Source organism: uncultured Paraglaciecola sp., from assembly GCF_913058035.1.
GTDB lineage: Bacteria > Pseudomonadota > Gammaproteobacteria > Enterobacterales > Alteromonadaceae > Paraglaciecola.
The window spans coordinates 1-11,882 of sequence record NZ_CAJXPA010000140.1 but is presented as its reverse complement, the minus strand read 5'-3'; the positions used below and the strand labels follow the sequence as shown (position 1 = coordinate 11,882).

13 protein-coding genes are annotated in these 11,882 nt (G+C 37.2%); 1 reads left to right on the top strand and 12 read right to left on the bottom strand.

Translation table 11 applies throughout. The features are described 5' to 3' along the window. Positions 1-220 precede the first annotated feature (220 nt). From QZ562_RS15870 to ccoN, 8 genes are all read right to left on the bottom strand, one after another. Positions 221-892, bottom strand: a complete 672-nt coding sequence (locus QZ562_RS15870) for a sulfite exporter TauE/SafE family protein (protein ID WP_293762157.1) — start codon at positions 890-892, stop codon at positions 221-223. Continuing rightward, positions 885-1,076 (bottom strand): cbb3-type cytochrome oxidase assembly protein CcoS, encoded by a 192-nt coding sequence (gene ccoS, locus QZ562_RS15865; protein WP_293762154.1) that lies wholly within the window; start codon positions 1,074-1,076, stop codon positions 885-887. Before ccoS ends, QZ562_RS15870 begins: the two co-directional genes overlap by 8 nt. A gap of 14 nt (positions 1,077-1,090) precedes the next feature. Beyond that, positions 1,091-3,460: a heavy metal translocating P-type ATPase gene (locus QZ562_RS15860; RefSeq protein WP_293762151.1), complete on the bottom strand. Its 2,370-nt coding sequence runs from the start codon at positions 3,458-3,460 to the stop codon at positions 1,091-1,093. A gap of 5 nt (positions 3,461-3,465) precedes the next feature. After that, a complete protein-coding gene (locus QZ562_RS15855; protein ID WP_293762148.1) occupies positions 3,466-3,957 on the bottom strand; it encodes a FixH family protein in 492 nt (163 codons plus the stop codon). Positions 3,958-4,036: 79 nt separating this feature from the next. Further along, a complete protein-coding gene (gene ccoP / locus QZ562_RS15850) occupies positions 4,037-4,993 on the bottom strand; it encodes a cytochrome-c oxidase, cbb3-type subunit III (protein WP_293762146.1) in 957 nt (318 codons plus the stop codon). After that, the gene (locus QZ562_RS15845; protein WP_293762144.1) at positions 4,986-5,177 is read right to left on the bottom strand and encodes a cbb3-type cytochrome c oxidase subunit 3; all 192 of its coding nucleotides are present in this window, start codon (positions 5,175-5,177) and stop codon (positions 4,986-4,988) included. The genes ccoP and QZ562_RS15845 overlap by 8 nt, the downstream gene beginning before the upstream one ends. 1 nt (position 5,178) lies before the next feature. Continuing rightward, positions 5,179-5,784, bottom strand: coding sequence for a cytochrome-c oxidase, cbb3-type subunit II (ccoO, locus tag QZ562_RS15840; RefSeq protein ID WP_293762141.1), 606 nt, complete (start codon positions 5,782-5,784; stop codon positions 5,179-5,181). 12 nt (positions 5,785-5,796) lie between these two features. Next, complete coding sequence (ccoN, locus tag QZ562_RS15835) at positions 5,797-7,242, bottom strand: cytochrome-c oxidase, cbb3-type subunit I (protein WP_293762138.1); 1,446 nt, start codon at positions 7,240-7,242, stop codon at positions 5,797-5,799. Positions 7,243-7,344: 102 nt separating this feature from the next. Between ccoN and QZ562_RS15830 the strand changes: the two genes are divergently transcribed. Beyond that, positions 7,345-7,950: a hypothetical protein gene (locus QZ562_RS15830; RefSeq protein ID WP_293762135.1), complete on the top strand. Its 606-nt coding sequence runs from the start codon at positions 7,345-7,347 to the stop codon at positions 7,948-7,950. Between the two features lie 35 nt (positions 7,951-7,985). Here the strand turns inward: QZ562_RS15830 and bfr (QZ562_RS15825) are convergent, their stop codons facing one another. The 4 genes from bfr (QZ562_RS15825) to QZ562_RS15810 form a co-directional block, all read right to left on the bottom strand. After that, positions 7,986-8,453 carry a bacterioferritin gene (gene bfr, locus QZ562_RS15825; protein ID WP_293762132.1) on the bottom strand — a complete coding sequence of 156 codons (468 nt, stop codon included), beginning with the start codon at positions 8,451-8,453 and terminating at the stop codon, positions 7,986-7,988. A 1-nt stretch (position 8,454) separates the two neighbouring features. Continuing rightward, positions 8,455-8,928 (bottom strand): bacterioferritin, encoded by a 474-nt coding sequence (bfr, locus tag QZ562_RS15820; protein WP_293762129.1) that lies wholly within the window; start codon positions 8,926-8,928, stop codon positions 8,455-8,457. A gap of 130 nt (positions 8,929-9,058) precedes the next feature. After that, on the bottom strand, positions 9,059-10,636 hold the full coding sequence (locus tag QZ562_RS15815) for a cation:proton antiporter family protein (RefSeq protein WP_293762126.1): 1,578 nt from the start codon (positions 10,634-10,636) through the stop codon (positions 9,059-9,061). Positions 10,637-11,141: 505 nt separating this feature from the next. Beyond that, positions 11,142-11,882 (bottom strand): SprT-like domain-containing protein (locus QZ562_RS15810; RefSeq protein ID WP_293762091.1); only part of this gene is annotated, 741 nt, incomplete at its 5' end.

Below are 11,882 nucleotides of genomic sequence, written 5' to 3'. Positions count from 1 at the left end.
TACTAGCACCATTCATACTAGCGATTTCGATGGCTCTGGCCAAAGATTTTTGAGTGGAAAGTTCTGGTTCTATAACAGCTAGTATTTTCTGATAATTCATATCTAACCTTAGATAAAATTCAATAAAGGAGAGTTACATTTAGCTTATGAAATTATTTAAGATTTTACCAGTTGTAAGATTCAAAACCTGAGCGATTCTTATTTACAATAATTTTCTGAGTTATTGAATCGAACCAGAGATAGCATGAAATAATTGGTTTATAGAGAATAGTATTAGCAATAATCCCATCACCACTTTTGCTTTAGGGGTTTGTATAACTTGTTGAATTTTATCGAACCCAGTAGCCATTAAAATCATTATTGGTAAGGTGCCTAGACCAAATCCTGCCATGATAGTCGCACCTTGCAATGCTGAACCACTGGCTAAAGACCACGTCAGTACCGAGTAAACTAATCCACAAGGTAACCAGCCCCAAACCATGCCATAGGGTAGGGCATGCAACGGACTTTTAAAGGGTAATAATTTTTTTGACCAAGGTCGAATGATTTTCCAAAAGTGTTTACCAACCATTTCAATTTTACTCAGTCCTTGCCACCAATCGGCAATGTATAAACCTAATAAAAATAGAAAAACCCCACTGACAAACTGTAAAACTACAATGCCTTGGTTGATTTGCTGAGCAAACAAATATCCAAGCCAACCAGTGACAGAGCCAGCGATAATATAACTGATTACACGCCCAAAATTATAGGCCAAAGTGTAAGGCAACATGTTTGAATTTTTAGGCACAGCATAAGCGAATGCACCGACAATCCCGCCACACATACCTACACAATGAACGCCACCTGCCAAACCAATAAGAAAAGCCGAAAAAAAACTTAAATCATTCATCACTATTAGTTGTATTTGGAGCTTTTTTTGGAGCTTTTTTAGGAAGGTCATCGTCAAATAAGATACTGCTTCCGTGGCGCTCTAAGTCTTCAAATTGATTAGATTTAACTGCCCAAAAAAAGACTCCTACTGCAATACTCACCAGCAATATTGCAAGAGGGATCAAAACATATATGCTACTCAAAAAAAGGCCCTCTATTATTTCAAAAGTCGGGTGGAGTTTACCACTACTATTAACGAACTCAATGACATTCCCAACACTGCCATCCAAGGACTCAATAACCCCATAACTGCTAATGGCAAAATCAGCAAATTATATCCTATTGCCCAGCCAATATTCTGCTTGATTTTAGTTTTACATCTTGTGGCTATACTAAAAATTATTTGAAGTTTAGCTAGATCGTTATCAAGTAATACTATATCTGCGGACGTTTTGGCTAAGTCAGAGCCAGCACCAAGGGTTATAGACACATCAGCTTGAGCTAGTACCGGACCATCGTTAATTCCATCTCCAACCATCAGCACTACATGATTCTTAGCTTGGGCTTTTTTAATTGTGTGCAATTTATCTTGTGGACTTTGTTCGGCCAACCAGTTAAGAATGCCTAACTGGTTGGCAACAGATTTAACTATGGGTGCAATATCACCACTAATTAAATTTACGCAGTAGGGTTTTAAAGAGCCTATAAGTGACTCGCCTTGGGGCCTTAGTGTGTCAGACAATAAAAATCCACAGAGTATGCCGCAATCTGACTGCAAGAAAACATTACAGTTACGCATACTTTCTGGCACTTGAAAATCAATAAAGGTTGCAGCCCCCAATTTATATAACGTTCCATCTATTAAACCACTGACACCTTTTCCCATTTCACTCTGAAACTCTGTCACTGCGTGTGGACTATTGTACTGACTAAATGCCTGAGCAATGGGATGCGAGGAATACTGCTCTATACTGGCTGCTAGTTCGATGTAAAAATCATCAGGTTCTGCGCTTGGGTTAATACATTGTGTCAGAGAGAATTTACCTTCTGTTAGAGTGCCGGTTTTGTCTAAGCCAATCCAGTCGACTAACGTGAGTTGCTCTAATGCATCTCCTCGTTTTAATAACACACCTTTTCCGTTTAAATTGGCAATTGCACAAGACAATGCTGAAGGAGTAGCCAACCCTAAAGCACAAGGACAAGTAGCAATTAACACCGCGACCATTACCCAAAGCGCCTCGGAAGGGTCTATTTGTAACCACACCACATAACTAATACAAGCAATCAATAACACTGCGACAACAAAATACTGAGAAAATACATCAGCCAAACTAGCAATTCTTGGTTTAGTACTCATAGCCTGTGTCTGTAATTGACTAATTTGGCTAAGAGTTGATTGTTGTAGGCTAGCAGTCACTTGCACTGTCAAAGTACCTAGTTGATTTAAGCTACCTGCTAACACATAGTCACCAGTGAATTTACTCACTAAATCAAATTCGCCCGTTATCATTGCTTGATCAAGTTGTCCTTGACCATGAGTAATAACCCCATCTATTGGGACAAGTTCTCCAGTCTTAACTAAAACCAACTGGCCCAATTTTAAAGATTTAGCCAACACCGGTTTAAGTACATCATCATTTATTAAAGTGGCAGTAGTCGGCATATACTCCAACATATTGGCTGATGTCTGTGCTGCTTTATAACGTGCACTATGCTCAAGATATCGGCTAATGAGGAGTAAAAATACCAGCATACATAATGATTCAAAATAAGTTTGGCCAGTATTTTGCGCCGTCGCAAACACTCCTGAAATATAAGTGATGCCTAAGGCAACAGTGATGGGCATGTCCATATTAACTGTTCTAGCTCGCAGACCTCGCATAGCACTCGTATAAAACTCTGAAGCAGAATAAAGCATAACGGGGGTTGTTAAAAATAGGCTTAACCAATTAAAGTATTGTTTGGTTTGGGGTTCTATGTGCCCAAATAAATCAAAAAAAACGCCTATATTCAACATCATGACTTGCATCGTCATTAAGCCAGCTAACCCTAAGCGTTTCAGAAATGCTTTGTTTTCCTGTTTAAATATGGCTTCGTGTTGTTCAGGCTGAAATGGCCTAGCGTGATACCCAATTTTTTCTATGTGGTTTAAAATTTGGCTAAGTTTTAAATGTTGATTATCCCATTTAACACTTGCACGCCTGGCAGAAACGTTTACACCTACTCTAATTATGCCCGTTAGTTTGACAAGCTGCTTTTCGATTAGCCACCCACATGCAGCGCAGTTGATACCGCTAATGGTTAATTGAATTTCACTTGCGTCGTCATGACTTTCAACAAATTCTTGTAATATACTATCGTCATCAAATATTTTAAGTTTTTGTAATAAATCGTCTTCATTCTCTGGTGCTTTTTCTGCAAACTCACTTCTATAATGATAATAATCTTCTAACCCATTATTAACGATTGCTTCAGCTACTGCACTACATCCAGGACAACAAAAGGCTTGCCGTTTGCCAAGCACGTCTGTGTGAAAGTTAATCTGTGGTGGAATATGTAAGCCACAATGAAAGCACTTATCAAGCATTCTACTTAAGGCTTTAGAACAAATGATTTTGTTTGCGGTAATGTTACGACTTTTTGTATTTTCCAATTTTCGTCAAAGGGATGAAGGCTTAATTGCCATTTGCCTGAAACATCAGCTGTCAGTGGCGCGCGATATATTCCGTTAGCATCACGTAACAAAACAACTGAAAAGTCTTTAAATTTTTGCGTTGAATGAAAAAAATCTAATGTAAGAGCTTCACCACTTTCAGGTGAGCCGCTCGTAAAAATAACTTCAACGTAATCTGAAAAAACTTGAGTTCTGGTTGATATATTCAGTATTTTAGCCTGTTCAAACTTTTGGATTTTAAGGTTGATGGCTCTACCTTCTTTATAATAGTCGTCTATGACCATGCTATCTTCGCCATTAAATGCCAAACCCATCATCGAAAAACTCAGAACCATCGAAGTAATTGGTACAATGATTAGAAACCAAGGCCAAAATTGTTTGTACCACACTTTTATAATGTCAGATTGCATGTAAAAGAAATTCTCGAAGTTAACATAAATAAATAATAAAAAGCCCCGTAATCGGGGCCTTAAGTATAATACTAAGGCACTATTTATCCTGCGATAGGCTGTATACGTATGCACTAACTAGGTGAATTTTCTTTTCACCTAGGGTGGTTTTAAATGCTGGCATGACTCCATTTCGACCGTACCTAAGTGTTTCTGTCAGCGCTTTTTCAGTACCACCATACAACCATGTTTGGTCAGTCAAATTAGGTGCGCCTATTAATTGATTACCTTTCCCATCTTGACCGTGGCAAGCAGAGCAGGTAGCAAATTTAGCTTGGCCCGCATCTACTAAGTTTTGCTGCAAATCAGGTCTGTTACTCAAACTTAATACGTAAGCCACTAACTCTTCAATACCTTTTTCACCCATAGAATTTAGCTGGGCTGGCATCATTGCTCGGCGTCCATAAATTAATGTTTCAGTTATCTTTTCAGGTGATCCACCATATAACCAATCATCATCCGTTAAATTTGGGAACCCCCTTTGTCCGCGAGCATCAGAACCATGGCATTGTGAACAGTTTTGACTATATAAACGTTGTCCAATTTTTAATGCTTCAACATCTTTAGCTAGATCAGTAATGGGCTGCACGTAGTAGGCTTCAAAAATAGGTGCAAAAAGCTCATTAGCAAATTCAATTTCCCTATCATATTGATTGATCACACCATTCGATTTATTCGCAATGACTGCTGCTTTTGATTCAGCTAGTGATTTAATTGTCTGATTGGAACTTTGCCAGTTCAGTAAACCTTTATAACTACCTAATCCAGGGTATAGGACCATATAAATAAGAGCCCAAACAATACAAATATAGAATAAATATGTCCACCATTTAGGTAACTGATTGTTGACTTCAATAATGCCATCAAATTCATGATGCATATCTTCGCCTTCTTCGATACCCGTGTGGTTAGCTAGACACCAGCGAAGCAATAAAAAGCAACCTAATATTGACCCCAGTGTTATCACTGTTATCCAAATACTCCAAAAACTACTCATCGGTTTTAGACTCCTGCTTGTCATGCTTTGACTCAGACTTGGTCTTGGGCTCATCGTCAAAGATTAGCATCTGAGCTTCATCAAAATTGTTTTTTGATTTTTTACTGTAAGCCCAGATCACAACACCAATAAAGCTAACAAACACTAATATTGTATAAATACTGCCGCTTAATGCATAGTCCATATTATTTCAACGCCGTACCAAGTGATTGTAAATAAGCGATAAGTGCGACCATCTCAGTTTTACCTTTTACTGCATCTTTAGCACCAGCGATATCTTCATCGGTATAAGGCACACCAAAGTCTCTAAATATAGACAGCTTTTTTGCAGTAAGCTCACCATCTAGAGTGTTTTCCATTAACCAAGGAAAACCAGGCATATTAGACTCAGGAACTAAATCTCTCGCATTTATTAAGTGTATTCTGTGCCAGTCATCACTGTATCTTCCGCCTACACGAGACAAATCAGGGCCTGTACGTTTTGACCCCCACAAAAAAGGGTGTTCCCACACTGATTCTCCAGCAACAGAATAATGACCATATCGTTCTGTTTCGGAGCGAAAAGGGCGGATCATTTGACTGTGGCAACCAACACAGCCTTCACGAATATAGATATCTCTACCTTCCATTTGCAGAGCAGTGTAGGGGGTTAGCCCATCAACTGGCTCCATTGTCTGTTGTTGATACATAAGTGGTGTGATTTGCGCCATACCACCCAAACTAATAGCAACCAAAATAAGGACAGTTAGAAGACCAACATTTTTTTCTATTAACTCATGTGCATTTTTCATAGTCTGACTTCCTTAGGCCGGTTGTGCTTTGGTTTCAATTGCTTTCTCTTCAGTTTCGGATTCAGTTTGAGTCATAATCGTTTTGTATACGTTGTATGCCATAATCAACATACCTGTTACTACCAATACACCACCAACAAAACGTAGTAGATAAAAGGGTTTAGACGCTTCTAAAGATTCAACGAAACTGTAAGTTAGGGTGCCATCAGCGTTGATCGCACGCCACATTAAACCTTGTAATACACCTGACATCCACATCGCTACTATGTATAGAACAACACCTATAGTTGCCAGCCAAAAATGCAAATTGATGAGATAAAGACTATACATCTTGGGTCTGTTAAACAGCACTGGTATAAGGTGATAAATAGAACCAATAGATACCATCGCTACCCAACCTAAAGCTCCAGAATGTACATGACCAATAGTCCAGTCGGTATAATGTGATAGAGCATTCACTGTCTTAATGGCCATCATGGGCCCTTCAAACGTAGACATACCATAGAAAGAGAGTGATACAACAAGGAAACGTAAAATAGGGTCGGTACGCAACTTATGCCATGCACCAGATAACGTCATTATACCGTTTATCATTCCTCCCCACGAAGGAACAAATAATATAATAGACATCACCATACCAAGAGACTGTGTCCAGTCGGGTAAAGCAGTGTAATGAAGGTGATGAGGACCAGCCCATATGTAAAGAGATATAAGCGCCCAAAAATGTACAACTGACAACCGATAAGAATAGACAGGGCGACCTGCTTGTTTAGGTACAAAATAATACATCATACCTAAAAAACCTGCGGTTAAGAAAAATCCAACCGCATTGTGACCGTACCACCACTGAATCATTGCATCAACTGCTCCAGCATAAATTGAGTACGACTTTGTTAAAGAAACAGGGATGGCCATACTATTTGCGATGTGCAGCACAGCCACAGTGAGCATAAATGCACCAAAAAACCAGTTTGCTACATATATGTGTGATACTTTTCTTATAATCATGGTGCCGAAGAAATTGATAACATAAGACAACCACACGATAGTGATAAGGATATCAATAGGCCATTCTAACTCTGCATATTCCTTAGAACTTGTCAGTCCCATAGGTAAAGTTATGACTGCAAGAACCAGTACTAACTGCCAACCCCAAAAGGTAAATGAAGCCAGTTTGTCACTAAAAAGTCTGACATTAGAGGTGCGTTGAACAACATATAAAGAAGTGGCAAATAAAGCACATCCGCCGAAGGCAAATATAACCGAATTAGTATGAAGGGGTCTTAACCTAGAAAAAGTTAACCACGGAGTATCAAAATTTAGTGCAGGCCAATATAATTGTGCTGCAAGAAGCACTCCTAGGGACATACCAATAATTCCCCATACCACGGTCATAACCGCAAACTGCCGAACTACTTTATAGTTGTATTCGGGATGTACTTGAATAGCATCACTCATTTAATGACTCTTCCGCTCTTGTTAACGATAAATTTACAGCCTTATTACAAATAAAAAACAATTTGATGATGTTTTTATACTTTTTGCTAAGCGACTGATATTATGACTAATATACAATACTTTGGTAAATATTTTAAGGTTCATTTACTCAAAAAAAGAGATAAAATCTTCTCGTCAATTATTGTGAATCTATTCACCATAAAACTTATTAGGTATAACCGTATCATAATTTTGAAACCAACTTTTTTTGCTAGATTATTTCTTCCTTTGCTAGTGTGTGCAGTCGGATTTGGTGTATTTTTAAACTATTCAGACCCCAAGGATATAAAATCTACAAAACAATGTAATATTGCACTGATGGAAGAATGTGTTGTGTTTAATAACGGCCAACGAGTCTCCATTCAATTTTTGCAAGAGATTGAGGTGGAGGAAGAAACATTACTTACACTCACCCTCCCCAAAAACACAATAATAAAAGAAATGTGGGTTCAGGGCATAAACATGTATATGGGAAAGAATGCGGTAATAATTGAGTCTGTTTACGAACAAAATACCAAAAAGGTTTACAACGCTAGTCTAATTTTAGGTTCATGTAGCGAACCCGCCATGAGGTGGCAAATGATTGTCCAAACCTCAACTGATTTTGGATTAGAACAATCTTGGTTTTTTAACTTCTCTACAGATAGAAACAAAAAAATGCTAAATTAAATATCTGTTCAGCATTTTTGAAAATAGTTAGATATTTACATCTGAGATTGTAAATAATTAGACAACCCCAAACGTTTAACGAGTCCTAACTGCTGTTCAAGCCAATACGCATGATCCATCTCAGTGTCGTCTAATAAAATCATCAGCATATCTCTGGTCACATAATCCTGTTCCGTCTCACAAATGCAGATAGTGTCTTTTAATGCTTGTGCAACAGCATATTCAACGCGTAAATCACTTTCTAGCATGGAGGGAACATCTGTTCCTATTACAATACCGTCACGGTCGACCATATTAGGCGTGCCTTCTAAAAACAACATACGTTCTATTAATTTTGTAGCATGACCTTTTTCATCATCAAATTCATGGGCAATACGTTCATATAATTTAGAAAAACCCCAATCTTGATACATTTGAGAATGAATGAAATATTGATCCATAGCAGCCAACTCAAAAGCGAGTAGGGCATTTAGTTTCTCGATTATAATTTTTTTGCCTTGCATATTAATCCTCCTCAACTTGACTTTGTAAATAGTTTTCTAAACCCAAATGTGTAATTTGATATTGTTGGGTTTCAATCCAATCTATGTGGTCTTCTTCATAGCTTAAAACAGAGACAATCAAGTCACGAGATACAAAATCTTGTAAATCTTCGCATAAACTGATGGCCCTTTTTAATAAAGGTATTTGTGAGTTTTGAAAGGCCATATCACAATCCAGCATTTCAGCAGTTTCTTCACCTATCATCAATTTACCCAACATTTGTAAATTAGGTAAACCTTCTAGGAACAATATACGTTCTATAATCTGATCGGCTTGCTTCATATCTTTGATAGATTTTTTGTAAGCCGCGCAATTCAGTTTCTCTAATCCCCAGTTTTTAAACATACGCGCATGCAAAAAGTATTGATTAATTGAAGTAAGTTCGAAAGTGAGTATCTCGTTCAATATCACTAATACCTGTTTATTGCCTTTCATTATATGAAGTCCGTACGTAATAACTAATTATTAATAATAGTATTAAGTGCTTTGGAAAACCACAGGTTTATGCTGAATAACTATACAAAACAAGGTGATAAATAATGATTATTATTATTTATCACCTTGTTTAAGACTTGGCATGTTGTGGTAGAAGCTGCAAACTTTCTTCAGCAAAGCCTGTTCCGGCCTCAGTAAAAAAATTAAATACCTTGTCTGAACCTGCGTCAATAAGAGGTTGTATTTCATCCTCATATCTAGCTATTGAAGCTATTTTGCCTGTGTAATTTGCGTGTTTTAATTGTTCAGTAATATTACAAATATCTTCTATGGATGGTAACGCAAGTAAAATTAATTGAATTTTGGTTAAATCCATATTCTCCCATAAATCAACATCTTCGCCATCTCCAACCATGGCCTGGTAACCTACTTTTTTGAGCCGCATAATCCGATTAGGATCTGCATCCATCCCCCATACTTTTTTTCCTACTACACTGTTTAATGACATATAAGCGCCTTTGCCCACTCTTCCTAAACCAATCACAATAATTTCGGCGCCCAGTGGTTGAACGTAAACATCAACCAGTAATCGGTGCTGACTTTCAAATGGCTTAAGTTGATTTTTAAATTTTGTGTATTGATTATGAGATGTTTTATAAACTAAGCCTGTTAACACAAACGAAAAAGAGACGGTTATAGCCAAGACAACTAACCAGTCAGGACTTAACCAGCCAAGACTGACTGCTAACGCAATTACAATAAGTCCAAACTCGCTATAATTTGACAACACTAAGCTAGCTAAATAGCTGGTGCGCGCCCTTAATTTTAAAAGAGTAAACAGCGAAAAGAACAACACAAATTTGATTGGAATAAGCAAACAAAGCAACATTGCAGTAAACGTTAAGTCAAGAGTAGGGAGTGCACTAAAGCCAATAGTAAGGAAAAAACCTATAAGAAAAAGATCTTTAAAATTCATAAGTGCTTTAGACATTTCTGTAGACTTAGTATGTGTAGCGATAAACATCCCGACAATTAAGGCTCCTAAGTCACCTTTGATGCCAACTGCTTCAAACAACTCATATCCTCCCATGGCAAACAAGAACCCTGACAATATTAACAATTCACCATGACCTACACGCTCTAATATTATTACCCATAATGGTTTAGCGAAAAATAAAAGTAATAACAACAATGCCCATATAGACGGAGTCTTTCCCGTGGCTATAACCAAAAAAAGTACCGCTACAATATCCTGCATAATCAATATGCCAATGGCTAACTTCCCATGCCGCGTTTTAATTTCACCACTTTCTTCAAGAATTTTAACAATACACACTGTACTACTAAAACTTAAAGAAAAAGCAACAAGGCTTTGTGTCCACCAGTCTAAATTAGTGAAAGCATCTAAACCAAACCAAGACACTGCAAACAATAGCAAATTGATCAATGTTACCCACAAGACTGAATGGATAATGCTGCCTAACCAGACTTCTTTTTTATACAAATCACGTACGTTAAGTTTTAAGCCAATCGTAAATAACATCAATGTTATACCTAAATCAGCAATCGTCTGTAGTGCGTCTGTTGTATGAAAACCGAGAGTATTTAAAGCAAATCCAGCAACTAAATAACCTATTAGCGGAGGCAATCCGATTAATTTCAGACCTAAACCACATACAAATGCAACAACAATAAATGCGAATTCCATATGAACTCTATGACAATAGATAATTACTTATTATGGTAACCATTTTATTAAGGAAAGCTAGAAGAACGAACAAAATCATATATGAGAGGTAAAAAATAATATTGGGTTTAAATGATAGACCAAGTAAGAAACTAAATTATGAATTCTCAGCTAAATTAGTGTTTAAAGACATAATGGGTGAGGCTGTAAAGGTTATGTATATGAAACTTGAATTTGTCTTACCAATAAAGTTTGGACTCACCGTTTAAAAAAAATAATAAAACTGGTACATTCAAAAATGCTAATTTTAGGTATAAATGTTTATTCCTTTGGGCCTAGAACTAAAAATCAACTAACAGAATAATTAGTTGATTGCTTTCAATTTAATCTTCCCGTTTGAATTACTAATGCAACGATATGATTATATGCGAGTGAAGATAAGTAGACGTAATAACTTAACTGTTAAGTAGACGGATTTTTTATTAACATTCGAAAAGGGATACCAATATTGCGCTAATGAACATTGTTATAACTTCTTAACTATACTTTTGAGATTATTTGCTGAAGATATACCTGACATAGGTAAATCACAATCACCACATCTTAAATTCAGAGATGCTTTACCCCAAGCATTGGCTGCACATCCATTACACACAAATTTAGTCTTAACGTTATTTTGAATGGGTAGAGGCTCTACCATTTCTGCTTCACCCAATATTTCTGACAAGGGTGAAGTGAGAACATCGAGAGTATTATAATCAATTTGAAGTTCTGACCATTCAAAGTTTTCAGCTGAATAATTATCTCGACTCAGTACGTGATAAGTAGAATATTTAGCAAAGCGATCTACCCATTTCAAAGCAAATTTTTCATCCTCAATTAATCTAATACAACTTTGTAAAAACTTACCATCCTTAACAGGATAATCATTCATGTGATCGCCTGTCACTTTACCACCAGTTTTGCCTGTGTCGGAAGGCATGAGCCCGATGCTTATCATCTTTTTTGCCCATTCTTTGTTGTGATAACAAGTTCTACCAGGTGAACCAAAACACCTTTGCCAAAGATGGGTCATTTCGTGAACCAATGTTTGCATATATTCTATGACACTTGAACGAGCTACATAAGAAGGGTTTATTGCTATTTCATGACACTTATCACCATCCGCACTTCCCCATCTTTCAGGTGAAAAGTAACCCATGACTTGCTTTTGTCTTTGAAGAGTAAGCATGACTTCTGGAAGTGAATCGTCGAACAGTATTTTATT

What these genes read in the sequence shown, in the direction of transcription:
- QZ562_RS15870 (WP_293762157.1), bottom strand. Translation starts at nt 892, where the DNA reads ATGAATGATTTAAGTTTTTTTTCGGCTTTTCTTATTGGTTTGGCAGGT.
- QZ562_RS15860 (WP_293762151.1), bottom strand. Translation starts at nt 3,460, where the DNA reads ATGCTTGATAAGTGCTTTCATTGTGGCTTACATATTCCACCACAGATT.
- QZ562_RS15855 (WP_293762148.1), bottom strand. Translation starts at nt 3,957, where the DNA reads ATGCAATCTGACATTATAAAAGTGTGGTACAAACAATTTTGGCCTTGG.
- ccoP (WP_293762146.1), bottom strand. Translation starts at nt 4,993, where the DNA reads ATGAGTAGTTTTTGGAGTATTTGGATAACAGTGATAACACTGGGGTCA.
- QZ562_RS15845 (WP_293762144.1), bottom strand. Translation starts at nt 5,177, where the DNA reads ATGGACTATGCATTAAGCGGCAGTATTTATACAATATTAGTGTTTGTT.
- ccoO (WP_293762141.1), bottom strand. Translation starts at nt 5,784, where the DNA reads ATGAAAAATGCACATGAGTTAATAGAAAAAAATGTTGGTCTTCTAACT.
- ccoN (WP_293762138.1), bottom strand. Translation starts at nt 7,242, where the DNA reads ATGAGTGATGCTATTCAAGTACATCCCGAATACAACTATAAAGTAGTT.
- QZ562_RS15830 (WP_293762135.1), top strand. Translation starts at nt 7,345, where the DNA reads ATGACTAATATACAATACTTTGGTAAATATTTTAAGGTTCATTTACTC.
- bfr (WP_293762132.1), bottom strand. Translation starts at nt 8,453, where the DNA reads ATGCAAGGCAAAAAAATTATAATCGAGAAACTAAATGCCCTACTCGCT.
- bfr (WP_293762129.1), bottom strand. Translation starts at nt 8,928, where the DNA reads ATGAAAGGCAATAAACAGGTATTAGTGATATTGAACGAGATACTCACT.
- QZ562_RS15815 (WP_293762126.1), bottom strand. Translation starts at nt 10,636, where the DNA reads ATGGAATTCGCATTTATTGTTGTTGCATTTGTATGTGGTTTAGGTCTG.